This window comes from Pseudomonas sp. GW821-FHT07E12 (genome assembly GCF_058986605.1).
In genome coordinates this window covers 1-25770 of record NZ_JBYSVX010000024.1, presented here as the reverse complement: position 1 = coordinate 25770, position 25770 = coordinate 1, and the positions used below count along the sequence as shown (strand labels likewise).

Annotated in this window: 20 protein-coding genes; 13 read left to right on the top strand and 7 right to left on the bottom strand. The window is 67.0% G+C overall.

Features of this window, described 5'->3' with window-relative positions:
• Positions 1–148: 148 nt before the first annotated feature.
• On the bottom strand, positions 149–1222 hold the full coding sequence (gene queG / locus AC3WJE_RS13695) for a tRNA epoxyqueuosine(34) reductase QueG (RefSeq protein WP_493731365.1): 1074 nt from the start codon (positions 1220–1222) through the stop codon (positions 149–151).
• 239 nt (positions 1223–1461) lie between these two features.
• Between queG and AC3WJE_RS13690 the strand changes: the two genes are divergently transcribed.
• From AC3WJE_RS13690 to AC3WJE_RS13665, 6 genes are all read left to right on the top strand, one after another.
• The gene (locus tag AC3WJE_RS13690) at positions 1462–2961 is read left to right on the top strand and encodes an NAD(P)H-hydrate dehydratase (RefSeq protein WP_493731364.1); all 1500 of its coding nucleotides are present in this window, start codon (positions 1462–1464) and stop codon (positions 2959–2961) included.
• Positions 2958–3440, top strand: coding sequence for a tRNA (adenosine(37)-N6)-threonylcarbamoyltransferase complex ATPase subunit type 1 TsaE (gene tsaE / locus AC3WJE_RS13685; protein WP_493731363.1), 483 nt, complete (start codon positions 2958–2960; stop codon positions 3438–3440). Before AC3WJE_RS13690 ends, tsaE begins: the two co-directional genes overlap by 4 nt.
• A 144-nt stretch (positions 3441–3584) precedes the next feature.
• Positions 3585–5102: an N-acetylmuramoyl-L-alanine amidase gene (locus tag AC3WJE_RS13680; RefSeq protein WP_493731362.1), complete on the top strand. Its 1518-nt coding sequence runs from the start codon at positions 3585–3587 to the stop codon at positions 5100–5102.
• Positions 5103–5290: 188 nt separating this feature from the next.
• Positions 5291–7141 carry a DNA mismatch repair endonuclease MutL gene (gene mutL / locus AC3WJE_RS13675; protein WP_493731361.1) on the top strand — a complete coding sequence of 617 codons (1851 nt, stop codon included), beginning with the start codon at positions 5291–5293 and terminating at the stop codon, positions 7139–7141.
• A gap of 44 nt (positions 7142–7185) precedes the next feature.
• Entirely contained in the window at positions 7186–8118 is a 933-nt protein-coding gene (locus tag AC3WJE_RS13670) for a DUF1684 domain-containing protein (protein ID WP_493731360.1), read from the top strand.
• On the top strand, positions 8115–9176 hold the full coding sequence (locus tag AC3WJE_RS13665; RefSeq protein ID WP_493731359.1) for a TraB/GumN family protein: 1062 nt from the start codon (positions 8115–8117) through the stop codon (positions 9174–9176). Before AC3WJE_RS13670 ends, AC3WJE_RS13665 begins: the two co-directional genes overlap by 4 nt.
• Before the next feature lie 169 nt (positions 9177–9345).
• Here the strand turns inward: AC3WJE_RS13665 and phaR are convergent, their stop codons facing one another.
• The 3 genes from phaR to gluQRS all read right to left on the bottom strand — a co-directional run bounded on the left by phaR (position 9346) and on the right by gluQRS (position 11830).
• A complete protein-coding gene (gene phaR, locus AC3WJE_RS13660) occupies positions 9346–9885 on the bottom strand; it encodes a polyhydroxyalkanoate synthesis repressor PhaR (RefSeq protein WP_493731358.1) in 540 nt (179 codons plus the stop codon).
• 162 nt (positions 9886–10047) lie between these two features.
• Complete coding sequence (locus tag AC3WJE_RS13655) at positions 10048–10788, bottom strand: beta-ketoacyl-ACP reductase (protein WP_493731357.1); 741 nt, start codon at positions 10786–10788, stop codon at positions 10048–10050.
• Between the two features lie 172 nt (positions 10789–10960).
• Positions 10961–11830 carry a tRNA glutamyl-Q(34) synthetase GluQRS gene (gene gluQRS, locus AC3WJE_RS13650; RefSeq protein WP_493731356.1) on the bottom strand — a complete coding sequence of 290 codons (870 nt, stop codon included), beginning with the start codon at positions 11828–11830 and terminating at the stop codon, positions 10961–10963.
• Positions 11831–11929: 99 nt separating this feature from the next.
• Here gluQRS and htpX point away from each other — a divergent pair, with 99 nt between their 5' ends.
• On the top strand, positions 11930–12811 hold the full coding sequence (htpX, locus tag AC3WJE_RS13645; RefSeq protein ID WP_493731355.1) for a protease HtpX: 882 nt from the start codon (positions 11930–11932) through the stop codon (positions 12809–12811).
• A 153-nt stretch (positions 12812–12964) separates the two neighbouring features.
• On the opposite strand, the gene AC3WJE_RS13640 is transcribed toward htpX, so the two are convergent.
• The 3 genes from AC3WJE_RS13640 to AC3WJE_RS13630 form a co-directional block, all read right to left on the bottom strand.
• Positions 12965–15031 carry an EAL domain-containing response regulator gene (locus AC3WJE_RS13640; RefSeq protein ID WP_493731354.1) on the bottom strand — a complete coding sequence of 689 codons (2067 nt, stop codon included), beginning with the start codon at positions 15029–15031 and terminating at the stop codon, positions 12965–12967.
• Positions 15032–15173: 142 nt separating this feature from the next.
• Positions 15174–16355 (bottom strand): BaiN/RdsA family NAD(P)/FAD-dependent oxidoreductase, encoded by a 1182-nt coding sequence (locus AC3WJE_RS13635; RefSeq protein ID WP_493731353.1) that lies wholly within the window; start codon positions 16353–16355, stop codon positions 15174–15176.
• Entirely contained in the window at positions 16352–16903 is a 552-nt protein-coding gene (locus AC3WJE_RS13630) for a YaeQ family protein (RefSeq protein WP_493731352.1), read from the bottom strand. Before AC3WJE_RS13630 ends, AC3WJE_RS13635 begins: the two co-directional genes overlap by 4 nt.
• Positions 16904–17247: 344 nt before the next feature.
• Between AC3WJE_RS13630 and AC3WJE_RS13625 the strand changes: the two genes are divergently transcribed.
• The 6 genes from AC3WJE_RS13625 (at position 17248) to AC3WJE_RS13600 (ending at position 25617) form a co-directional block, all read left to right on the top strand.
• The gene (locus tag AC3WJE_RS13625; RefSeq protein WP_493731351.1) at positions 17248–17457 is read left to right on the top strand and encodes a cold-shock protein; all 210 of its coding nucleotides are present in this window, start codon (positions 17248–17250) and stop codon (positions 17455–17457) included.
• A 237-nt stretch (positions 17458–17694) separates the two neighbouring features.
• The gene (locus tag AC3WJE_RS13620) at positions 17695–18384 is read left to right on the top strand and encodes a glutathione S-transferase (RefSeq protein ID WP_493731350.1); all 690 of its coding nucleotides are present in this window, start codon (positions 17695–17697) and stop codon (positions 18382–18384) included.
• A gap of 5 nt (positions 18385–18389) precedes the next feature.
• The gene (locus AC3WJE_RS13615; RefSeq protein WP_493731349.1) at positions 18390–19949 is read left to right on the top strand and encodes a protein adenylyltransferase SelO; all 1560 of its coding nucleotides are present in this window, start codon (positions 18390–18392) and stop codon (positions 19947–19949) included.
• A gap of 269 nt (positions 19950–20218) precedes the next feature.
• Positions 20219–21340, top strand: a complete 1122-nt coding sequence (locus AC3WJE_RS13610) for an efflux RND transporter periplasmic adaptor subunit (protein WP_493731348.1) — start codon at positions 20219–20221, stop codon at positions 21338–21340.
• Between the two features lie 9 nt (positions 21341–21349).
• Complete coding sequence (locus tag AC3WJE_RS13605; protein WP_493731402.1) at positions 21350–24472, top strand: efflux RND transporter permease subunit; 3123 nt, start codon at positions 21350–21352, stop codon at positions 24470–24472.
• A 590-nt stretch (positions 24473–25062) separates the two neighbouring features.
• A complete protein-coding gene (locus AC3WJE_RS13600; RefSeq protein WP_493731347.1) occupies positions 25063–25617 on the top strand; it encodes an adenine phosphoribosyltransferase in 555 nt (184 codons plus the stop codon).
• Positions 25618–25770: the final 153 nt, after the last annotated feature.

Sequence of the window (25770 nt, the reverse complement as noted above, 5' to 3'; positions counted from 1 at the left end):
ATTATCGCCGACCTTGCGTCGTAGGAGCGGCTCCGGGTGGTCTAGGGCCATCAGCCGCGATGGGGCTTTCGAGCAGATCCCTCTGCAACAGCCCGCGCCTCCATGTGTGGGGATTCAAATGAGTCCCGTAGAGCCGAGCAAGCTCGGCTTACAAACCTGGCGCATGCTGCGCCAGTGCCCACTGCACATGTTCGCGTACCAGCGCCGAGGGATATTCGCGGCGCGCGGCCAGTGCCTCCAATACCGCCGGTGTCGACGGCGCATTGCCCAGCGCCACTGCGATATTGCGCAGCCAGCGCTCGTGGCCGCTGCGGCGGATCGGGCTGCCTTCGGTGCGGCTCAGGAACTCGTCTTCGTCCCAGGCGAACAGCTCCGGCAACGTCGCCTCGTCGAGCCGGTTGCGGGCGCGGAAATCGGGTTCGTCGGTGCGCTGTGCGAACTTGTTCCACGGGCATACCAGTTGGCAGTCATCGCAGCCGAAGATGCGGTTGCCGATCGGCTTGCGCATGTCTTCCGGGATCGCGCCGTCGTGCTCGATGGTCAGGTAGGCGATGCAGCGGCGTGCATCGAGCCGCTGCGGGGCGACGATCGCCTGGGTCGGGCAGATGTCGATGCAGCGCGTGCAGGTGCCACAGTGTGCGGTGGCGGGCGTATCGATCGGCAGTGGCAGGTCGAGGTAGATCTCACCGAGGAAGAACCATGAGCCGCCATGCCGATCGATCAGACAGGTGTGCTTGCCTATCCAGCCGAGGCCGGCGTTGCGGGCCAGCGCGCGTTCCAGCACCGGTGCCGAATCGACGAACACGCGATGGCCGAACGGGCCGATCTCGGCCTGCACCTTCTCGGCGAGTTTCTGCAGGCGGTTGCGCATCAGCTTGTGATAGTCGCGACCGAGCGCGTAGCGGGCCACGTAAGCGCGCTCGCCGTCGGCCAGGGTGTTCCAGGCCTGCGTATCGTCCTTGCGGCCGTAGTCGAGCCCGACCGAGAGCACCCGCAACGTGCCCGGCACCAGTTCGTGCGGACGCGCGCGCTTGTCGCCGTGCTGGGCCATCCAGTGCATGGTTCCGTACAGGCCCTCGGCCAGCCAGGTGCGCAGGTGCGCCTCGTCCTCGCCCAGCTCGATGCCGGTGATCCCGCAACGCTGGAAGCCGGCCTCGCGCGCAAGCGCACGGATGCGCGCGGCGGCGCGGTACGGATCGGCGTTGGCAAGTGCGGCGGACATGCGCGCAGCTTACTGATCCTCGCACGGGGATGTGCAGGCTTCTTGCGAAGGATCCGCTTGAGAATATGGCTTTGTCCGCGTTCGGTATGGGCGACTTCCATGAAGTCGTCCCACCGTTCGATGTGATGGGTCTTTTGTGGGAGGGACTTCAGTCCCGATGGGCAGTACCGGTAAAGCATCGGGACTGAAGTCCCTCCCACAAGATCACTGCTCAACGCAACTCGCCGTAGAATCCCGCCATGTTCGAGCCGCTAGACCTTCACGACACCGCCGCCGCGCGCATGATCGACGCGCAGGCCACTGTGCTGCTCGGTGGCGATCCCTACGTACTGATGCAACGAGCCGGCGCGGCGGCGTTCGAGCTGCTGCTGGCGCGCTGGCCACATGCACGGCGGATCGTGATCGCCTGCGGCACCGGCAACAACGGCGGCGATGGCTATGTGCTGGCGCGGCTGCTGCATCGGGCCGGCCGCCGCGTGCGCGTGGTGCACCTGCCGGAGCGCGGGCCGGGGTCCGACACCGCCCAACGTGCCTGCACCGACTATCTCGCCGTCGGTGGTCAGGTCGAGCTGTTCCCATGTGAACTCGGCGATGCCGAGGTGCTGGTGGATGCGCTGTTCGGCATCGGCCTCAATCGTGCGCCGGACGAGGCCAGCGCGGCCTTCATCGAAGCGATCAACCAGGCTGGCGTGCCGGTGCTGGCGCTGGATGTGCCGAGCGGCATCGACGCTGAGCACGGCGTGGCGCCGGGAGTGGCGATCCACGCGCAACTGACCCTGCAGTTCATCGTGCCGCACCTGGGGCTGTACACCGGCGATGCGCTCGAATACGTCGGCGAACGGGTTCTGCATCGGCTCGATGTGCCGGTGTCGGCGATCGAAGCGATGACGCCGCGTGCACAGTCATGGGATGCGGCCGCACTGGCCGATCTGCCGCCGCGCCGGCTCAATACCCACAAGGGCGAATCCGGGCGCGTGTTGTGCATCGGCGGCAATGAGGGCACCGGCGGCGCGGTGATGCTCACTGCCGAGGCGGCGCTGCGTAGCGGGGCCGGACTGGTCGCTGTCGCTACCCGTGCGTGCCACGTCGCACCGCTGCTGGCGCGCTGTCCGGAAGTGATGGCACGTGCGATCGAGGATGGCGCAGACCTCCCCCCATTGCTGGCTGTCGCCGATACGGTGGCGATCGGGCCGGGGTTGGGGCAGGACGACTGGGCGCATGGGCTGTGGCAACTGGCGCTGGCTTCAGGCAAACCGCAAGTGATCGATGCCGATGCCCTCAACCTGCTGGCCGCTTCGCCGCGGCCGGTCCCCAGCGCGGTGCTGACCCCGCATCCGGGCGAGGCGGGGCGCCTGCTGGGTATTTCGACCGCGGAGGTCCAGTGTGATCGCGTGGCGGCAGCGCAATCGCTGGCCGGGCACTTCGACGCCGTGGTGGTGCTGAAGGGGGCCGGCACGATCATCGCCGCTCCGCATCGCACGCCGCGGATCATCGCTGCTGGCAATCCGGGCATGGCGGTGGGCGGCATGGGCGACCTGTTGACCGGCGTGATCGCCGCGTTGATCGCACAGGGGCATGCGTCGCCGGGTGGCCTGGAGCCATTCGAGGCCGCCACCCTCGGCGCGCTGCTGCACGCCTGCGCGGGCGACGCGGCAGCCGTGCAGGGCGAACGCGGCCTGCTTCCCACCGACCTGCTGCCCGAGTTGCGGCGGCTCGCCAATGCTGGAGTGCGTGGATGATCGAAGGTTTCCTCTCCTCGTCCGAGGCCACCGAGCAACTGGGCGCGCTGCTGGCCGCCACCCGGCCGGCGCAGGCGGTGGTGCAACTGCAGGGTGACCTCGGTGCCGGCAAGTCCACGCTGGCGCGCGCCCTGCTGCGCGCGCTGGGGGTTCAGGGCACGATCCGCAGCCCGACCTACACGCTGGTCGAACGCTATCCATTGGCCGAGGGCGGCGAAGCCTGGCACCTGGATCTGTACCGGCTCGGGGCCGCTGGCGAGCTGGATTTCCTGGGATTGGACGAAGGCGTGGCCAATCTCTGGCTGGTCGAATGGCCCGAACGCGGTGCCGGCGCGCTGCCGCCGGTGGACCTGACCGTGCGGCTGGCGGTGGCGGGCGAGGGCCGGCAACTGGGGCTGCTCGCGGAGAGCGAAATCGGGCGGCAATGGGTCGAGCGCCTGCTCGCCGCCCCCCAGTTGCAGGCCATTGCTGCCGGCTGACACTAGGAAAGTTGGGCAGGTTACGGATTATTAAGGGAAAACATTTGCAATTAACGCGATCCGGTGATTGAATCCGGCCTTATGAGCCAGGGGAATCGCCAATTCATCGTTTTTGCGCTTGTCGCTGCCCTTGGCGCGACGGCTTTGAGCGCAGATGCGGGCGAAATCCGCGATGTGTCGCTCAGCAACGGTGCTACCGGCACCCGCGCCGAAATCCAGCTGGCCGGCGCCGGCGGCTACAAGACCATTTCCCTGGCCGGCCCGAACCGGCTGGTGGTGGATTTCCCCGATTCCTCGGCGGCGCGTGGTCTCAGGATGCCTGCGGCCGGTGGTGTGGTCACCGCCGTGCGCACCGGCCAACCGGTGCCGGGTACGTTCCGCGTGGTGTTCGACCTCGCCGGCAGCGTGGTCGCGTTCAAGCCGCAGATGCTGCGCACCGGTGACGGCTCGACCTTGGTGATCGAGTGGCCGGGCGAGGCCGGGTCCGCCGCGACCAACGTCGTCCGTAACGAATCGCAACCGGCAGCCGCTCCGCCTGTCGCCACGCCCGACGCCCGCGCCGAGGCGGCACGCGCGACGTCGGCGCTGACCGCGGCCGTGACGCGTGCAGCGACCGTGCCGACGGTTACGGTGCCGCCGCCTGCGGCATCCAGTCAGAATCCTTCTTCTGCGCCGATTGCGCCGGCTGTCGTGACCACGACGCTCGGGCCGTCGCCGACGGTCGCAGCCACGACCAGCACATCCGCGGCCGCGATCCTCAACGGCAGCAGCATGGCCATGAACACCCCGGCCAAGCCGGTAGTGGCCGAGGCCGGTGGCGACGAAGCGAGCGATACCGAACTCGCACCGCGCCCGGTGATGCCGAGCGCGGCGGCGCGGGTGAAGATGAAAGCCGGGATGCGGCCGTTGGTGGTCGCGATCGACCCGGGTCATGGCGGCCAGGATCCGGGCGCGATCGGCCCGACCGGCAAGCGCGAGAAGGACGTCACCCTGGCGGTGGCGCGCGAGCTGGCGCGTCAGGTCAACGCCACGCCCGGCCTGAAGGCCTATCTGACCCGCGACAGCGACGTGTTCATTCCGCTGCCACTGCGGGCCCGGAAGGCACGTGCCGCCGGTGCCGACATCTTCATCTCGATCCACGCCGATGCCGCCGAGAACCGCAGCGCCAGCGGCTCGTCGGTGTACGTGCTCTCGACCAAGGGCGCCTCCTCGCAGCGCGCGCGCTGGCTGGCCGACAAGGAGAACGCTGCCGATCTGGTCGGTGGCGTGCGCCTGCAGCAGACCGAGGACACCCTCGCCAACGTGCTGATCGACCTGGCCCAGAGCGGCCACATGAAGGCCTCCGAGGATGCGGCCGGGCATGTGCTGACCGGGCTCAAGGACATCGGCAACAACCACAAGCCGCACCTGGAGCGCGCCAACTTCGCGGTGCTGCGCACCTCCGACATGCCGGCGATGCTGGTCGAAACCGCCTTCATCTCCAATCCGGACGAAGAGCGCCGCCTGATCGACCCGACCTACCAGCGCAAGCTGGCCAGCGCGGTGCTGGACGGCGTCAATACCTTCTTCACCCGCCAGCCGCCGCCGGGCACGCTGTACGCCGCGCGCGCGCAGGCCGAGGCGGATGCGGCGGCCGGTACGGTCGCTGGCGGCAGCCGCTAACGTCGCTTTGAGGTCTGGTTTGTTCCCTTCACCCCGCAAGCGGGAGAAGGGAAAGGCGGCATGGCGCGCTATCATCCCCAGTCGATTCCCGTATGACGGCGCCACGCGCCGAGTGCCGTGCCGATGCCTGTTTTTCCCTCAGCCTTGCTCCCGCCCATCGCGCTGTTTCGTGACGAGGACAGCGTGCAATGAGCATTCGCCAACTGCCCGAAATCCTGATCAACCAGATCGCCGCCGGCGAAGTGGTCGAACGACCCGCCTCGGTGGTCAAGGAACTGGTCGAGAACGCGCTCGATGCCGGTGCCAGCCGCGTCGATATCGAGCTGGAGGAGGGCGGGGTACGCCTGATCCGCATCCGCGACAACGGCGGCGGCATCGCGCCGGAGGAGCTGCCGCTGGCGGTGTCGCGGCATGCCACCAGCAAGATTGCCTCGCTGGACGACCTGGAGTCGGTGGCGACGCTCGGTTTCCGCGGCGAAGCGCTGCCGTCGATCGCCTCGGTCAGCCGTTTCACCCTGGCCTCGCGCCGCTCGGATGACGAGCACGGCGCGGCCTTGCAGGTCGAGGGCGGCAAGCTGGGCGAGGTTGCGCCGCGCGCGCATGCGCAGGGCACCACGGTCGAAGTGCGTGAGCTGTTCTACAACGTGCCGGCGCGGCGCAAGTTCCTGCGCGCCGAGCGCACCGAGCTGGGCCACATCGAGGAATGGCTGCGTTCGCTGGCGCTGGCGCGGCCGGATGTCGAACTGCGCGTCTCGCACAACGGCAAGCCGTCGCGCCGCTACAAGCCGGGCGATCTGTATTCGGACACGCGCCTGGGCGAGACGCTGGGCGAGGACTTCGCCAGCCAGGCATTGCGCGTGGACCACAGCGGCGCCGGGTTGCGCCTGCATGGCTGGATCGCGCAGCCGCATTACTCGCGCGCCAGCGCCGACCAGCAGTACCTGTACGTCAACGGCCGCTCGGTGCGCGATCGCAGCGTCGCCCATGCGGTCAAAATGGCCTATGGCGATGTGCTCTATCACGGCCGCCAGCCGGCCTACGTGCTGTTCCTGGAACTGGATCCGACCCGGGTCGATGTCAACGTGCATCCGGCCAAGCACGAGGTGCGTTTCCGCGACGCGCGGCTGATCCACGATTTCGTCTATCGCACTCTGCAGAACGCGTTGGCGCAGACGCGTGCCGGTACCACGCCGGTCGTGGCCAACGCAGCAAATACGGTGGACTCGACGTTCGCGGCGCCATCGGCATACCCGGCGATCGGATCGTCTTCGTCGGCATTGCCGGAGTGGCGGACGCAATCGCCGCTCGGCCTGCGCGTGGCCGAGGCCCCGGCCGCATATGCGGCGCTGTATGCGCCGTCAGGAAGCCCGTCTTCCGACGACGCGATGGCCGCCGCGCTGCCCGGCATCGGTGTCGGCCAGGTCGGCCTGCCGCCCACCAGCGAGAGCAGTGGCGTGCCACCGCTGGGTTACGCGATCGCGCAGTTGCACGGCATCTACATCCTGGCCGAGAACGCCGAGGGATTGATCGTCGTCGACATGCACGCCGCGCACGAACGCATCGGCTATGAGCGGCTCAAGAGCGCGCATGACGGCATCGGCCTGCGTGCGCAGCCATTGCTGGTGCCGATCACGCTGGCGGTCGGTGAGCGCGAGGCCGACGTCGCCGAGCGCGAGGCGGAAACGTTGTCGCTGCTTGGCTTCGAGGTGACCCGCAGTGGCCCTGGCTCGCTGCATGTGCGCAGCATTCCGGCGCTGCTCGCCAACGCCGAGCCGGAGGCGCTGCTGCGCGACGTGCTCGGCGACCTGCGCGAGCACGGCCAGAGCCGGCGCGTGGCGAGTGCGCGCGACGAACTGCTTTCGACAATGGCTTGCCACGGCGCGGTGCGCGCCAATCGGCGGTTGACGGTGCCGGAAATGAACGCGCTGCTGCGCGACATGGAAGCGACCGAACGCTCCGGCCAGTGCAATCACGGGCGCCCGACCTGGGCGCGTTTCACGCTGGCGGAAATCGACCGCTGGTTCCTCAGGGGGCGGTGATGATGCAGGTGGCATCGATGAAGCGATGGATCAGGGGATGCAGCGTGGGCCTGCTCGCAGCGCTGGCGCTGGCCGGCTGTGGCCGTGATGGCGCGCAGCAAGCAGCGAAGCCGGCGGTAGCGATGGACAAGCCGTTCCTCGCCGACAACCTGGCCTGGCGAGAGCAGCGTCTGGAGGAGCTGCGCAAGCCGGACGGCTGGACCAGCCTGGTCGGCCTGCACTGGCTGGAATTGAAGGCGCACTACATCGGCAGCAGCCCCGACAGCGGTATCCGCCTGGCGGTCGGACCGGCCAAGATGGGCATGGTCTCGGTGGACGGCGACCAGGTCTGGTTCACGCCCGAGAAGAATGTCGCGCTGACGGTGGACGGCAAGCCGCTGACCGGTCGCATCCGTTTCTACAGCGACCGCGACGAGAGCCCGACCCGGATCGATTTCGACGACGGCAAGGGCCAGCTCACGCTGATCCAGCGTGGCGATCGACGCGCGCTGCGGGTGCGCCATGCCGATGCCGATGCACGCGTGCATTTCGCCGGGCTGGAATACTGGCCAACCGATCCAGATTGGCGGATCAAGGCGCGTTTCGTGCCCAACGAGGCCGACAAGACCATTCCGATCGTCGACATCGTCGGTATCACCACCGAGCAGCCGAACGCCGGCGCGGTCGAGTTCGAGAAGGACGGCAAGACCTACCGGCTGGAAGCGATCGGCGAGCCGGGGCGCGAACTGTTCATCGTGTTCGCGGACCGCACCAGCGGTCACGGCAGCTATCCGGCCGGGCGCTTCATCGATGCCGGCGCTCCGGATGCGCAAGGCAACGTGGTGCTCGACTTCAATCGTGCCTATAACCCGCCGTGCGCGTTCACACCGTTCGCGACCTGTCCGCTGCCGCCGCCGGAAAATCGTCTCGACCTGTTGGTGACCGCAGGCGAGAAGAACTACCACCACCCGAGCAGCGACGGAACCGGCACGCCATGACGCATGCCGTACCGCGTGAGGAGGTGTTGATGTCGATGGCGGCGGTGTTTCGTCGGGAGCGCTTCGGCAAACATCGCCGCGGGCTGCCTTTCGTGTGGCTGAGCCTGCTGCTGTGGCTGGTAGCTGGACTGTTGCCGGCTGTTGCGCAGGCAGAAGCCGCTCCGCGCCAGGCGCCGGTGCCGTTGTTGTGGAAGGTCAGCAAGGGCGATGCGCACCTGTACCTGCTCGGCTCGTTCCATCTGCTCAAGCCCGACGACTATCCGCTGTCGCCCGACGTCGATCGCGCCTTCGCCGATGTGCGCAGGCTGGTATTCGAACTGGCGCCGGATGAGGTCAACTCGCCCGACCTCGGGCGCAAGATGATGCAGGCCGGGCGGCGCCAGGACGGCTCATCGTTGCAACAGGAACTGGATGCGCCGACCTGGCGCAAGCTGCAGGGTTTCGCCGCGAGCCACGGCATGCAAGTGGAGGCGTTGAAGGTCTATCAGCCGTGGTTCGTCGGGCTGACCGTCAGCATCGCGGCGATGGCGGATCAGGGCATGGATCCGGCGCTCGGACTGGACCGGCACTTCATGGAGCTGGCGCTCAAGGCGGGCAAGCCGGCGACCGGGCTGGAACGCGCCGAGGAACAGATCACGATGCTTGCCGGCATGACCCCGGAGGAGCAGCGGCAGATGCTGGCCGAGGCCCTCGACGATGCCGGTGGGGAAGACGGCCAGATCCAGCGCCTGCACGACGCCTGGCGACGCGGCGACGCCGAACGGCTGTGGAAGGACATGGCGCAGGACATGCGTCGGCACTACCCGGCGCTGTATCGCAGCATCAACGTCGAACGCAACGACCGCTGGGTGCCGAAACTCGAACAGATGCTGCAGTCGGCACCCACGCACGGCAACGTACTGGTCGTGGTCGGCGCGCTGCACCTGCTCGGCGACGATGGCGTGGTCGAGAAGCTGCGCGCGCGGGGCTATACCGTGGAGCGTATCTGCTCGGTATGTGCAGCAGAAAAATCCAAGGCGGCCGCGATGATCGGGGCGTCACCGCGTCAGCGACGGTGAGGCAAAGTTTGGCAACCCGTCATCCCCGCATGCGCGAGGGTGACGAGCCGTAAGGGCGTACGAATCGGATCCTGGCGAGTGAGGGGAGATTCCCCTGAAAAGTCGCGAGTCCAAGCGGGGCGCCGACGGATCGCTGACCGTCGTCCGAACGCCCCGGAGGCGGGGTGTCTCAGCGGCCGCTGCCGCTGCGGGTCTTGCCGGCGGCGGGACCGGTCGTGGTGCCCGGCGGCGGTGGGGTGGGCTTGCCGCTGGTGCCGGTCGGACGGCCGAAGCCGCCGGTGCTGAAGCTGCGCTGGAACTCCTGCCACAGCTCCAGGTTGCGCTCGGTGAGCTGGTTCATCATCGCCCACGGCGTCTGGCCGAGCAGGCTGCCCATCTGCTGGCGGAACTGCTGCTGCTGTTCCAGGAACACCTGCATGCTGCGCTCCAGGTAGTTGCCCATGAAGCCCTGCAGCGAGTCGCCATAGAAACGGATGATCTGGCTCAGCAACTGGGTCGACAGCATCGGTTCGCCGTCCGCTTCCTGGCCGGCGATGATCTGCAGCAATACCGAACGGGTCAGGTCCTCGCCGCTCTTGGCGTCGCGCACCTCGAATTCCTCGCCGTCGACGATCAGCTGCCGCACGTCCTCGATCGTGATGTAACTGGAGATCTCCGTGTCGTACAGCCGGCGATTCGGGTACTTCTTGATGATGCGCAGTCCAGCCATGGAGCGGTTACTCGTGACGGTCAGGTGCTCAGGATGGCGCAGCGCAACACCGCTTGCAACAGACATATGCCAGGGAGTGATGGCGGATTCCGTTGCTGGAATGCTGCGCAGCACGGAATCCACCACGATTTCAGCGTGTTGCAGCGAATCCCGCCCCCATGTTCACCACCCCATGTGGTGGCCGCCGTTGATGTCGAGGTTGGAGCCGGTGATCCAGCTGGCCTCTTCGGCGACCAGGAATGCCACTGCGTAGGCGATTTCCTCCGGTTTGCCGAGGCGGCCGGTGGGGATGTCGGCGATGATCTTGGCGCGCACTTCCTCGGGCACCGCCATCACCATGTCGGTGGCGACGTAGCCGGGCGAAACGGTGTTGACGGTGATGCCGAACGCGGCGTTCTCGCGTGCCAGCGAGATGGTGAAACCGTGCATGCCGGCCTTGGCGGCGGCGTAGTTGGCCTGGCCGTACTGGCCCTTCAGGCCATTGATCGAACTGATCTGGATGATCCGGCCCCAGCCGCGCTTGCGCATGCCTTCGATGACCGGACGGGTGACGTTGAACACCGAGTTGAGGTTGGTGTTGATGACCTCATGCCATTGCTCCGGGCTCATCCGGTGGAACGTGGTGTCGCGGGTGATGCCGGCGTTGTTGACCAGCACCTCGATCGGGCCGAGGCTGGCCTCCACGCTTTCGATCAGCAGCCGTGCATGCTCCGGCGAGGCGACGTCGCCGCGGAACAGCGCGATCTCATAACCGTCCGCCTGCATCCGGCGCTGCCATTGCTGCGCATTTTCCTCGCTGCGGTAGTTGGTGGCGACCTTGTGTCCCTGGTCGGCCAGGCGCTTGCAGATGGCGGTGCCAATGCCGCCGGTACCGCCGGTGACCAGTACGACGCGGGATGTCATGCAGGGATGCTCCGGGCAAAGCGAGGTGGGGCCGACAATTCTAGGCTGGATCGATGATTCGTAGGAGCGGCTTCAGCCGCGACGAGGCTTTCATGCAGATCCCTCTGCAAGAGCCCGCACATCCAGGTGCGGGGATTCAAGTGGGAAAGTCTCATCGCGGCTGACGCCGCTCCTACGGATGCTGCGGTTCGCGCGGAATCCGTTCGGGCCGGAAATGCTGCGACATCTGTCGCAGCATTTCCTCGACGGGGCCATGGCGGGGGAGGACCTCGACCGGTTGGCCCAGGCAAGCCCAGGCGCGACGCAGCGCGGGCAGGGGATCGGTGTCATCCAGCGGCAACGCCGCCTCCGACTTGGACAGCTTGTGGCCGGTGGCGTCCAGCACCAGCGGCAGGTGCAGGTAGCGCGGTTGCGGCAGGTCGAGCGCATGTTGCAGCAGGATCTGGCGCGGCGTGGAATCCAGCAGGTCGGCACCGCGCACCACGTCGGTGATGCCTTGTTCGGCATCGTCCACGACCACTGCCAACTGGTAGGCCCAGTGGCCGTCGCTGCGGCGCAGCACGAAATCGCCGACCTCGGCATGCACGTCCTGCTCGATCGGCCCCTGCAGGCCGTCGACGAAGCGGATCCGGGATGCCGGCGGGACATGCAGGCGCAGCGCCTGTTGCTCGCGTGGCGGATGTTCGAGGCAGTCATGGTGGATGCCGCCGGCCGCCGCCAGATCGCTGCGACTGCAACCGCAGCGGAAGGCCAGCCCGCGTTGCAGCAGCGTATCGAGCGCGTCCCGATACAGCGCATGGCGGTCGCTCTGCCGCAGCACCGGACCGTCCGGGTGCAGCCCGAATGCATGCAGGGTGCGCAACTGCGCCTCGGCGGCCCCGCTGACCGCGCGCGGCGGGTCGATGTCTTCGATCCGCACCCACCATTCACCGCCGGCCTGGCGGGCCAGCAGCCAACTGCCGAGTGCCGCCAGCAGCGAGCCGAGATGGAGCGGGCCGGTCGGCGAAGGCGCGAACCGGCCGCGATATGAAGAAGAAGTCATGATCTGCTGAATCGTCAGTCAGGTTTCGGCTTGATTTCAAGCCTGACACACCGCAGATTCGACGAACCTTCCTTCATTCAGTGCGGAGCCAGCGCTTCCATGTTCACCCGTATCGCCCTTTTCCTTGCCACCAACTTCGCGGTGCTGATTCTCGCCAGCGTGGTGATGTCGCTGCTGGGTGTGAACTCAGGCCAGATGAGCGGTCTGTTGGTGATGGCGGCCATCTTCGGCTTCGGCGGTTCGCTGATCTCGCTGCTGATGTCCAAGTTCATGGCCAAGCGCTCCACCGGCGCGCAGGTCATCACCGAGCCGCGCAACCAGACCGAGCGCTGGCTGCTGGAGACCGTGCGCCGCCAGGCCCAGGCCGCCGGCATCGGCATGCCGGAAGTGGCGGTGTACGAAGGACCGGAGATCAACGCCTTCGCCACCGGTGCCAACCGCAACAACGCGCTGGTGGCGGTATCCACCGGCCTGCTGCAGAACATGAGCGAAGACGAGGCCGAAGCGGTGCTGGGCCATGAGATCAGCCACGTCGCCAACGGCGACATGGTGACGATGGCGCTGCTGCAGGGCGTGCTCAACACCTTCGTGATCGTGCTGGCGCGTGTGGTCGGCGGCGTGGTGGACAACGCGATGTCCGGCAACCGCGAGGGTGGTGGCCGTGGTTTTGCCTACTACATCATCGTGTTCGTGCTGGAGATGGTATTCGGCCTGTTCGCGACCATGATCGCGATGTGGTTCTCGCGTCGCCGCGAGTACCGGGCCGACGCCGGTGGTGCGCAGCTGGCGGGCCGGCAGAAGATGATCTCGGCGCTGGAGCGGCTGTCGCTCAACCACGGCCAGAGCACGCTGCCGACCCAGGTGGCCGCGTTCGGTATCGCCGGCGGCATCGGTGAGGGTCTGCGCAAGCTGTTCCTGAGCCATCCGCCGCTGGCCGAGCGCATCGCCGCGCTGCGTGCCGCCAACGGCACCGTGGTCTGAATCTCGAAAGTCTGGAACCTCAAAGGGCCCGCGATCGCGGGCCCTTTGCTTATCCGGGAATGGAAGGCTTGTAGAGCCGAGCTTGCTCGGCTGGGGCTTTCCAGGTAACGCCTCAGCCGAGCTTGCTCGGCTCTGCGAGGGCATCGGCCCTGCTCAGAACTCGAAGTTCATCGCCGGTCCTGCCGGGGCAACGAAATCACCCTGCACGTAGTCCACGCCGGCACTGAACAGCACACTCATCGAGGCGGCGTCGGCGACGAATTCGGTGATCGTGATGATGCCTGCGCTGCCTGCGCGGCTGGTGATCTCGCGGATCTTGTCCTGGCTTTCCTTGCTGGTCGCCACATCGGCGCTGATGCCGCCGTCCAGGCGCAGGAAGCCGGGCCGGAAGTGTGCCAGCAGCTGGAACGAATCCAGGCCCGAGCCGAACTGCTCCAGCCCGACCTTGCAGCCCAGGGCCGAGGCGGCGGCCAGGAACTGCTGCGCGTTCTTCAGATGGGTGAACACTTTCGATTCCTGCGTCTGCAGCCACAGCCGTTCGCCCGGCACGCGCTGGGCGGCGAGTTGTTCGCGGATCAGCGTGACCATGCGTGGATCGGCGAACGATTCCGGGCCGATCCGTGCCATCACGTGGGTGGCGTGGCCGGCGCGTTGACGTTCGCCGATCGCCTTGATCGCCTGTTCCACCACCCACAGGTCGATGTCGGTGATCAGGCCGTGCTCTTCGGCAATGCCGAGGAACACCGCCGGCGGCACCTGCTCGCCGTGGCGCTCCAGTCGCAGGAAGCCCTGGTAAAGCTCCAGCGGTTCGCCCTGCAGGTTGAGTACCGGCTGGTAGTGCAGCAGGAAGCCGTTGCCACGCAGTGCATCGCGCAGCAATTCAAGCCAGCGCTGGATGCGTTCTTCCTCGGCGCGATCGACTGCGCCGGGGTCGAAGATGTTCAGACCGTTGCCGCCCAGTTCGACGCTGGAGCGCACGCATTCGGCGGCGCGGCTGAGTACCTGTCCGACGCTGGCGATCTTCTCGCCGATCTGCACGCCACCGATGCTGACGGTGACCGTGGCCGAGCGCTCGCCGATGCTGAAGACGTGCTGGGCGAAGGTTTCGCGGATCAGCTCGGCCATCGTCGTGGCGCGCAGGTAGTCGCCTTCCATCAGGATGGCGAAGCTGTTCTCGCCGAAGCGCGCGGCGGTGATGCCCGGCTCCAGCAGCGAGGACAGATGGGCCGCCATCGCCGCGACCAGCGCGTCGGCCGAGTCCAGGCCGATCTCCGGCAGGATGCGGGCGTAGTGGTCGGGCTCGATCAGCAGGAAGCCGGACTGGTGGCCGCCACGGCTGGCCTGCGCCACCGCGTTCTCCAGCGCGACCATGAAGGTGGGGCGATTGAGCAGGCCGGTGACATGGTCGCGCTGGCGCAGTTCCTCGACCTCGCGTGCCAGTTCCGGATCGAACTCCTCGCGGCGGCGGAACACCACCTGGATGCAGGCCTCGCCCTCGTAGGTGGCGGTGGCGAATTCCATCGTCGCCGGGAAGGTCTCGCCTTCCAGCGTGCGCGCGTCGAGCTTGTACTGCACCGGCGGCGGCTCGCCCTTGGACAGCGATTTGAGCAACTGCTTGAAGCCCTCGACGTGCTGCGGGGCGATCATGTCCAGCAGCGAGATGCCTTCCACGTCCTCGAACGACTCGAACCCGAACATCTCCAGGTAGGCGTCGTTGGCGCGGATGTGCATGCCTTCGTGGACGTAGGCGATCGGGTCGCGCGAGGAGGCGATCAACGCGTCGCAGCGGCGCTCGGTCTCGCGCATCTGCGCCTCGATCCGGCGCAGGTCGCGACGCGCGCGCAGGTCGGTCCATTCGGCGCGGACCACCGACAGCAGGTGTTCGGGGCGCTGGCGCAGCGCGATCGCGCGCACTCCGTGCGCGGCGGCCTCGACCCACTCGTTCTCGTCGACATGGTCGGTGAGCAGGATCAACGGGACGTCCTTGCCGCTGGCCGCGATGTGCTGCTGCAGGGCCGGCATCGGGATGGCGTGGGAACGGGCCGCGAGCACCAGATCGATCTGCGCGCCGAGCATCGTCGCCATTTCCTCCGGGTTCTGCGGTCGTGCGGGACGCACCGCGATGCCGCTGTTGCGCAGCTGAGTGACGATGCCCTCGGCGCTCTCGCCGCTGTCATCGACGATCATCAGGCGGAGGGTGAGGTCTTTGCCGTTCTGCATTCAGGACTCCCGGAGAGGGGGTTTAATACATGATCGGGTGCGGTGGCGTCCATGTGGGGCGGGGATTGGGGATTCGGGATTGGGGATGTAGGAGCAATGTCGCCTTTGCGAATCCCCAATCCCGAATCCCCAATCCCCGCCTCTAAGCCACCGCGCCAGCCGCGTGGCCCGAAGCCCAGGCCCACTGGAAGTTGTAGCCGCCCAGCCAGCCGGTGACGTCCAGGACTTCGCCGACGAAGTACAGGCCCGGCACCCGGCGTGATTCCATCGTCGAGGACGACACGTGATCGGTGGAGACGCCGCCGAGGGTGACTTCGGCGGTGCGGTAGCCCTCGGTGCCACTGGCTACCAGTGGCCATGCCGACAGCAGATCGGCGGCGGCGCGCAGTTCGCGCTCGTCGAGCTGGCGCACCGGCTTGTCCGGCAGCCAGAGCTCGCACAGGCGTTGCGCGAAGCGGCGCGGCAGCACTTCGCCGAGGACGGTGCGCAGCTCGGATGCACCGCGCTCCTTCTTCTGCGTGCGCAGCCACTGTTCGGCGTCGAGGCCGGGCAGCAGGTCCAGGCGCAGGTCGTCGCCGGGTTGCCAGTACGAGGATATCTGCAGGATCGACGGGCCGCTGACGCCACGGTGGGTGAGCAGCATGAAGTTGCGGAACTGCGCGCCGTTGCAGCTCGCCGTGACCGGCACCGCGACCCCGGAAAGATCCTGCAGGCGTTCCTGGTGCTTGCCCGACAGGGTCAGCGGCACCAGCCCGGCGCGGGTCGGCAGCAGTTCGTGGCCGAAGCGGCGGGCGATCTCGTAGCCGAACCCGGTCGCGCCGAGGCTGGGGATCGACAGGCCGCCGCTCGCCACCACCAGCGATTGGCAGCGGAACCGGCCTTGGGCGGTGTCGACGGTGAAGCCGTCCGCGCCCGGCTCGATGCCGGTGACGGCGCACTGGGTGCGGATCTGCACCCCGGCGGCCTGGCACTCGTCGACCAGCATCTTCACGATCAGCTTGGATGAGACATCGCAGAACAGCTGGCCGAGTTCCTTCTCGTGCCAGGCGATGCGATGGCGCTCGACCATCTCGATGAAGTCGGCCGGTGTGAAGCGCGCCAGCGCCGATTTGCAGAAATGCGGGTTGGCGGAAAGGAAGTTGGCGGGGGTGGTGCCGGTGTTGGTGAAATTGCAGCGGCCGCCGCCGGACATCAGGATCTTCTTGCCGACCTTGTTGGCGTGCTCGATCACCTGCACGCGCCGGCCGCGCTGGCCGGCGGTCAGCGCGGTCATCAGTCCGGCCGCGCCGGCCCCGATGACCAGCACGTCACAGGCTTCACTCATGCAGCGGCGGCCTTGCGCACGCTGGGGACGAAGGCCAGGGTCTCGCCGTCATCGCCGAACCACTGCACCTCGTCATCCTGGATCAGCACCTGGAAGCGCATGCCACGCTGGATCCGCAGGGCCAGCGCTTCGACGGTAACCGCATCGATGTCGATCACGCGCAGGTTGCCGAACCGGGCAAGGGCGGAGCCGTACTTCTTCCACCACATCTCGGCCGCGTTGCCGCCGTAGTTGACCACCACCACCTCGGCGGCGCGGTTGCAGGCCTTGCGTACGCGCGATTCGTCCGGCTGGCCCAGGTCGATCCACAGGGCGATCTCGCCGGTGTAGTCGCGTTCCCACAGGTCCGGCTCGTCGTCGGTGCTCAGGCCGCGGCCGAACTCCAGCCGGTCGCGGGCGAACAGGGCGAATGCCAGCAGTCGCACCATCAGGCGCTCGTCGGTCTCGGAAGGGTGCTGGGCCAGGGTCAGGTTGTGGGTGGCGTAATAGCCCCTGTCCATGTCGCTGATCTGCAGTTCCGCCTTGCGGATGGTGGCGGTAAGGGCCATGGGGGTGCCTGTGAACAAAGGCCGGCATGATACGCGCGGGGCGCCGGTTTCGTTCAGTCGCGCCGGGGTTTTCCGGCCTCCGGGACGGGGTTGAGTCCAATCCTGCCGGGCAATCCGGGTGGGTCCCGGGCGTAGATGAATGCAGGGGGGTCGCTTTTTGCTTGAAACCCTAGTAATGTGCGCGCCACTGTGTTTGCTAGGGTCACCGTGAATCGTGGCCTGGTGCTGCAGATCATCCGATCCGCTCCATCGTTCCGCTTTACCCACACCTGCAACTCAGTCTCGGCCCCGGAAAGTTCCGGAGGCTGCGATTATTTCCCAACATGTTTCAGGAGCAAGTAAAGATGTCTGATCGTCAGAACGGTACGGTTAAGTGGTTCAACGATGCCAAGGGCTTTGGCTTCATCACCCCGGAAAGCGGCCCGGACCTTTTCGTCCACTTCCGTTCGATCCAGGGCAACGGCTTCAAGTCGCTGCAGGAAGGCCAGAAGGTGAGCTTCATCGCCGTGCAGGGCCAGAAGGGCATGCAGGCTGATCAGGTGCAGGCGCTGTAATAGCGCCGGCCACCGACAGGTAGCCAGAACGCCGGGGATGCAAATCCCCGGCGTTTTCTTTTGTGTTGTCCGCATTGGGCAATGATCTGTGGGAAGGGTTGCAGTCCGACGGGCGGTATCGGTGAAGCGTCGGAACTGAAGTCCCTCCCACACGTTCACTTTCCGGCGCGCACAGTTACAGGCACGTACCTTGCCCGGCGTACCATCCTTGGCCCGTCTTCGTTTGCCTGGACCGCCATGATCACTGTGCATCACCTCAACAACTCCCGCTCCCAGCGCGTGCTCTGGTTGCTGGAGGAACTGGCGCTGCCGTATCGGGTGGTGCGCTACGCGCGCGATCCGCAGACGATGCTGGCGCCGCCGGAGCTGCGCGCGATCCACCCGCTGGGCAAGTCGCCGGTGGTGGTCGACGGCGATCACGTGCTGGCCGAGTCCGGCGCGGTCATCAGCTATCTGACCGATCGCTACGACAGCGAGCGGGTGCTTTCGCCGACGCCGCGTCCGGCCGACTCGCCCGAGCGGCTGCGCTTCCAGTACTGGCTGCACTACGCGGAAGGTTCGGCGATGCCGCCGCTGCTGATGGCCCTGGTATTCGGCCGCATTCGCAGCGCGAAGATGCCATTCTTCGCCCGCCCGGTGGCGCGTGCGATCGCCGACAAGGCGATGCAGACCTTCGTCGGGCCGCAACTGCGGTTGCATCTGGACTGGATGGAGCGGGAACTGGGCGAGAGCGGCTGGTTTGCCGGCGAGCGCTTCACTGCGGCCGATATCCAGATGAGTTTCCCGGTCCAGGCCGCGGCCGCGCGCGGTGGCGGGCTGGACGGCCATCCGCGGCTGAAGGCGTTCCTGCAACGCATCGAAGCGCGTCCGTCCTATCAGGCGGCGCTGCTGCAGGGCGGGCCATTCGAGTTGCTGGGCGCAGGTTGAGGGTGGTGGCGACGCTGGCTTTCGATAACCGGTTCGTTGCCGAGCTGCCGGGCGATCCGGAGAGCGGGCCGCGCCTGCGCCAGGTCGAGGGCGCGCTGTGGTCGTCGGTGCTGCCGACGCCGGTGGCAGCGCCGAAGCTGCTCGCGCATTCGCCGGAGATTGCCGCACTGCTGGGGTTCGACGCGGCCGATGTGGCCAGCGAGGACTTCGCGCGGGTATTCGGTGGCAATGCGCTGTATGCCGGCATGCAGCCGTTCGCGGCCAACTACGGCGGCCACCAGTTCGGGCACTGGGCCGGGCAACTGGGCGATGGTCGCGCGATTTCGCTGGGCGAGCTGCCCGGCACCGACGGGCTGCGCTACGAGCTGCAGCTGAAGGGGGCAGGGCGCACGCCGTATTCGCGCGGTGCCGATGGTCGTGCGGTGCTGCGCTCCTCGATCCGCGAGTTCCTGTGCAGCGAGGCGATGCACCACCTCGGTGTGCCGACCACGCGGGCGCTGAGCCTGGTCGGCACCGGCGAGGCGGTGGTGCGCGACATGTTCTACGACGGCCGTCCGCAGGCCGAGCCGGGAGCGGTGGTGTGCCGGGTTGCGCCGTCGTTCGTGCGCTTCGGCAGTTTCGAGCTGCCGGCCTCGCGTGGCGATACCGCGTTGCTGCGACGGCTGGTGGATTTCACGATTTCCCGTGACTTTCCTGGGCTGCAAGGCGAGGGCGAGGCGCTGTATGCGGCCTGGTTCGCGCAGGTCTGCGAGCGCACTGCGGAGATGGTGGCGCACTGGATGCGGGTCGGGTTCGTGCACGGGGTGATGAACACCGACAACATGTCGATCCTGGGGCTGACGATCGACTATGGCCCATACGGCTGGGTCGACGACTACGACCCGGACTGGACGCCCAACACCACCGATGCGCAGGGCAGGCGTTACCGCTTCGGCGCTCAGCCGCAGGTGGCGTACTGGAACCTGGGTCGGCTGGCGCAGGCGCTGTCGGCGCTGTTCGCCGGAGCAGAGCCGCTCAATGCCGGGCTGGAACGCTTCCGCGTCACCTGGCTGGCTTGCCAGCGTCGCGATGCGGCGGCCAAGCTGGGTCTGGCCGCGTGCCGCGATGGCGATCTCGAATTGCTGGCCGGGCTGCAGGTGTTGATGCAGCAGGCCGAGATGGACATGACGCTGACGTTCCGCGGGCTGATCGAGGTCACGCCGGACGTGCCTTCGCCAGAGCCGCTGATGCCGGCGTTCTATTCGACTGAAAAGCGCGAGGCGGCATTGCCGGCGTTGCAGGACTGGCTGGCGCGTTACGCCGCACGCACGGATGCCGACGGCACGACAGCAGCCGCGCGGCGCGAACGGATGCGGTTGGCCAACCCGCGCTACGTGTTGCGCAATTATCTGGCGCAGCAGGCGATCGACCGCGCCGGGCAGGGCGATGCGAGTGGTATCGACGAACTGCTGGAAGTGATGCGGCACCCATATGACGATCAGCCAGGACGGGAGGCGTTCGCCGAGCGACGGCCGGAGTGGGCGCGCGACCGGGCGGGCTGCTCGATGCTGTCGTGCAGTTCCTGAAGCGATGGTGCCTGAGTCGCTGGGTCCCCGTCCCCGCCCCCGCCTTCGCGGGGCATGCGCGGGGGCGACGGTCGGAGGCAGGTGATCGAGCGCGCGGGAGGTTGCTGGGCGATGAACGGGTAGCGGTGACTGCAGCATCGTGCAGGCCAGACCCAACCATTGGCACGTATGGGCGGGCTGGTCGCTCCCTATAATCGTCCGGAATTAGGCCTGAATTTCACTCTCCCCGCATGCGCCTGCTCCGATCACCGTTCCGGGTGGCCCCGGTCGTGTCCGTGTTGTTCCTCGTCGGGTTGTTGGGTGCCTGCCATGGCAACGATAGCGCTCCAGCTACGGCACCCAGGCAGGTCGCCGTCATCACCGTCCATGCCGAGCCGGTGACACTGACCACGGAGCTGGCCGGCCGTGCGGCGGCATCGGAGGAGTCGGAGGTGCGGCCGCAGGTGGGCGGCATCCTGCAGCGCCGGTTGTTCGAGGAAGGCAGCGAGGTCAAGGCCGGCCAGCCGCTGTTCCAGATCGAGCCGACGCTGTATCAGGCGGCGGCGCATGAGGCCCAGGCCGACCTGAGCAACACCGAGGCTGCGCTGGTGACGGCGAAGCTGAAGGCCGAGCGCTATCGCTTGCTCGGGAAGGGCCAGTTGGCCGCGCAGCAGGACATCGACGATGCCGAGGCCGTGTATCGGCAGGCCATCGCGAGCCGCGATGCGGCGGCTGCAGCGCTGCAGACCGCGCGCACCAACCTGCGTTTCGCCACGGTGGATGCGCCGATCGACGGCCGCATCGGTCGCTCGCTGGTGACGCCGGGTGCGCTGGTGACGGCCAGCCAGACCAGCGCGATCGCCAAGATCCAGAAGCTGGATCCGATGAACGTGGACCTGACCCAGTCCGGCAGCCAGTACCTGGCGCTGCGCCGCGAGATCGCCGCCGGCGGCGTGCTGCCTGCTTCGACCGAGGTCAAGCTGAAACTTTCCGACGGCACCGAGTACCCGCTGTCAGGGCGGCTCGAATTCGCCGACATCGACGTCGCCGAGGACACCGGCACGGTCACGCTGCGTGCACGGTTCCCCAACCCGGACCGGCAACTGCTGCCGGGCATGTACGTGCGCGCGATCGTCGAGCAGGGCGTGCGCGAGCAGGCGATCCTGGTGCCGCAGGCGGCGGTGGATCGCACGCCGCGCGGTCTGGCCCAGGTCTGGGTGGTCGGAAAGGACGGCAAGGCACATCGACGTGAACTGAAGACGCGGCGCGCGATCGGCGACCGCTGGCTGGTGGACGAGGGATTGGCCGCGGGCGAGCAGCTCATCGTCGAGGGCATGCAGGGTCTGGTCGAGGACGCACCGGTGAAGGTCGCCTCGCCGGCCGCAGTCGCCGGCTCCAGCGGCAAGGACTGATCGGCCATGCTGCCGCGTTTCTTCATTCGTCGCCCGATCTTCGCCTGGGTCATGGCGATCTGCATCATGGCTGCCGGGGCGATCTCGGTGGCGACGCTGCCGGTCGAGCAGTACCCGGACATCGCCCCGCCCACGGTCAGCATCACCGCGACCTACAACGGCGCCTCGGCGCAGACCGTGGAGGACAGCGTCACCCAGGTGATCGAGCAGCAGATCAAGGGCATCGACCACCTGCTGTATTTCTCTTCGACCAGCTCCTCGTCCGGGCAGTCGCGCATCACCGTCACCTTCGACCAGCGCGCCGACCCGGACATCGCCCAGGTGCAGGTGCAGAACAGCGTCAACCAGGCCTTGAACCGGTTGCCGCAGGAGGTGCAGGACCAGGGCGTGACGGTGGCCAAGTCGCAAGGCGACAGCCTGATGGTGGTGGCGCTGTACGACACCACCGACACGCTCGACAGCGTGGACCTGTCCGACTATCTGGCCAGCAACCTGCAGGACCCGGTCAGTCGCATCGATGGTGTCGGCGAGATCAACGTGTTCGGCGCGCAGTACGCGATGCGGGTGTGGCTGGATCCGCACCGGCTCAACGCGTTCAAGCTGATGCCCTCGGACGTGACCGACGCGATCGAGGCGCAGAACACCCAGGTCACCGCCGGCGAGCTGGGCGCGCTGCCGACGGGCTCGGAGCAGGCGCTCAACGCCACTGTCACCGCACAGTCGCGGCTGCAGACCCCGCAGCAGTTCGAAGACATCATCCTGAGCACGCAGCCGGATGGCTCGGCGGTGCGCCTGCGCGACGTGGCGCGGGTCGAGATCGGTGCGGAGAACTACCAGAGCTGGACCTGGCTCAATGGTCATCCGGCCGCGGGCTTCTCGCTGACGCTGTCCTCCGGCGCCAACGCGATGAAGACTTCCGATGCGGTGCGGGCGCTGGTCGCGCGCATGCAGCCGCGCTTCCCGCATGGTGTGCAGGTGGCCTATCCGCGTGACGGTACGCCGTTCGTGCGGGTCTCGATCGAGGGCGTGGTGCATACCCTGATCGAAGCGATCGTGCTGGTCGTGGTGGTGATGTTCCTGTTCCTGCAGAACTGGCGCGCGACGCTGATCCCGGCGATCACCGTGCCGGTGGTGCTGCTGGGTACGTTCGGCCTGCTGGCGGTAGCCGGGTTCACGATCAACACGCTGACCTTGTTCGCGATGGTATTGGCGATCGGTCTGCTGGTGGACGACGCGATCGTGGTGGTCGAGAACGTCGAGCGGATCATGCACGAGGAGCATCTGCCGCCGCGCGAGGCCACCGAGCGCTCGATGGGGCAGATCACCGGTGCGCTGATCGGCATCACGGTGGTGCTGGGCGCGGTGTTCGTGCCGATGGCGTTGTTCGGTGGTGCCACCGGGATCATCTATCGCCAGTTCTCGCTGACGATCGTGTCGGCGATGGTGTTGTCGGCACTGGTGGCGCTGAGCCTGACGCCGGCGCTGTGCGCCACGCTGCTGGCACCGGTCGAGCGCGAGCGGCCGCAGGGGCGTTTCTTCCGTGCCTTCAATCGTCTGGTCGAACGCAGTCAGGCGGCCTATCAGGCACGGCTTGGCGGGCTGCTGGCACGACCGCGCCGCTGGGTGGTGATGTACGTGCTGGTGGTGCTGGTGATGGCGCTGCTCTACCAGCGGTTGCCGACCGGCTTCCTGCCGGTGGAAGACCAGGCGCAGGTGCAGGTGCAGTTCACCACGCCGGAAGGCACGCCGCTGGCCAAGACCCAGGCGATCGGCAAGCGCATCAGCGATTACTTCATGCGCGAGGAAGCCAGCAACATCAACGTGGTCTTCATGATCATCGGCCGCAACCAGGCCGGTGTCGGCCAGAACGCCGGGCAGGCGTTCGTGGCGCTGAAGGACTGGAAGGAGCGCAATCGCGACGGCACCGCGCAGGCGGTCATCGATCGTGCCAATGCCTATTTCCGCCGTTTCGGCGATGCCAGGATCAATGTGTTGTCGCCACCGGCGGTGCGCGGGCTTGGTCAGTCCAGCGGTTTCGAAGTGTGGCTGCGCGACGCCGACGGGATCGGTCGGCCGGCACTGGACGGGGCGCAGAAGCAACTGGTGCGGCAGGCCGGCGATGATCCGCAACTGGCGGCGGTACGGCTCAACGGGCTGGGCGACAAGGCGCAGTTGCAGGTCGATATCGACCAGGCGCAGGCGCGTGCGCTCGGGCTGACCCAGAGCGACATCAACAGCACGTTGTCGATCGCCTGGGGCGGTCGTTACGTCAACGATTTCATCGACCGTGGCCGGGTCAAGCGCGTGTACGTGCAGGGCGACGCGCCATACCGCTCGCTGCCGGAGGACATCGAGCAGTGGTACGTGCGCGGCGGCGAAGGGCAGATGGCGCCGTTCTCCGCATTTGCCGCGACCCACTGGATGCGTGGTCCGCAGCTGCTGCAGCGCTTCAATGGCCTGGCGGCGGCGCAGATCCAGGGTGCGCCGGCGACCGGGCACAGCTCCGGCGAGGCGATGAAGCGGATCGAGGCGTTGGCGGCCGGGTACAAGGGTTTCGACCTGGCCTGGAGCGGTCTGTCCTACCAGGAGCGGATGGCCAGCAATCAGGCGATCTGGCTGTATGCGGCCTCGATCCTGTTCATCTTCCTGTGCCTGGCAGCGCTGTACGAGAGTTGGTCGATCCCGGTGGCGGTGATGCTGGTGATTCCGCTCGGCCTGGTCGGTACGGTCACTGCGACCACGCTGGTCGGCTTCGTCAACGACATCTATTTCCAGGTGGGCCTGCTGACCACGATTGGTCTGTCGGCCAAGAACGCGATCCTGATCGTGGAGTTCGCCGAGGCGCAGCATCGTGCGGGAGCTTCGCTGCTGCAGGCGGCGCTGGAAGGTGCGCGGTTGCGGTTGCGGCCGATCGTGATGACTTCGCTGGCGTTCGTCGCCGGTGTGCTGCCGTTGGCGTTGTCTACCGGTGCGGGTGCGGCCAGCCGGCGCGAGATTGGTGTCAGTGTGATCGGCGGTATGTTCTCGGGCACGTTGTTGGCGATCTTCCTGGTGCCGATGTTCTTTGTGTTGGTGCGGCGGTTGTTTGAGCGGCCTGCTGTTGGGGATGGGGTGGGGGAGTCGGCTGGTTGATGGTTGGGTGGTTTGGTTTTGTGGGTCGGGATTTTGGGGCTTGCGACCGTCTTTCTACCGTCATCCCCGCGAAGGCGGGGACCCAGTGACTTCCGCCATCTTTCCGGTACCCGGTATCTATCTATCGTCATCCCCGCGAACGCGGGGATCCAAGGACGTTGTTTGTTGGGTTTGACGTTGCAGTGACAGCAATAGCAATAGCAACTTCAACAGCCAAGGCTTTCGCTCCTTCGGAGCGAGTTACCTTTCTTTGCTCGTGCAAAGAAAGGTAACCCAAAGAAAGCACGCCCCAGTCCTCGCGCCCTTCGCTGCGCTACGGGTCCACTGCGCCAGCGGGATTTTCTGACGCGGCATCCATGCCGCGGCAGAAAACGACGCGCATCCATGCACGTCGCCCTTCGGGTTTTTCCCGCTGGCTCCGTCGCTGCGGATGGGGGCCCCGGAAAAGCGAAGAGCAACTGCAAAAGCAAAATCAAAATCACGAGCAACAGCAACAGCAACAGCAACAGCAACAGCAACGGCGCTGCTCGCTCGTGGGCGTTGCTGGGCCTAGAATGGCCGCCCCCTGCGACTGCCCTTCGGTAACTCCCATGAATGACGCCCTTCACGGCGTGACTTCCGCTGCGCCAGAGCGCTGGCCCGAGCTGATCCGCGATGTGCCCGATTTCCCGAAGCCCGGGATCGTGTTCAAGGACATTACGCCGCTGCTGGCCGATGGCCCTGGGTTTGCCGCGGCGATCGAGGCGATGGCGCAGGTGTGGCGGCAGACGCTGGTGGATGCAGTGCTGGGCATCGAGTCGCGCGGTTTCATCCTGGGGGCGCCGTTGGCGCACGCGCTTGATTGCGGTTTCGTGCCGGTGCGCAAGCCGGGCAAGCTTCCCGGGCGCACGGTCAGTCAGGAATACGCGTTGGAATACGGTACGGACCGTATCGAGATGCATGCCGATGTGCTGGCTCCGGGCTCGCGGGTGTTGATCGTCGATGACGTGCTGGCGACCGGCGGCACGTTGCTGGCCGCATTGGCGCTGGCGCGCAAGCTGGACCTGGACGTGGTTGGCGCGGCGGTGCTGGTTGAGCTGAACGGGCTCGGTGGTCGCGCGCGCTGGAGCAGCGAAGTGCCATTGCAGGCGACGCTGACGTACTGAGCTGGCGCAATCTCATGCAGCGGAGCTTGCTCCGCTGGGGTTTGGCAGGCACATCGGGAAGGCCTCGGCGGAGCATGCTCCGCTCTTATCTGCTCCGGATCTGTCAGGTTAGATGTCGAGCGCCGGCGTGGGCCACCGTCTCCGCTCTAGATC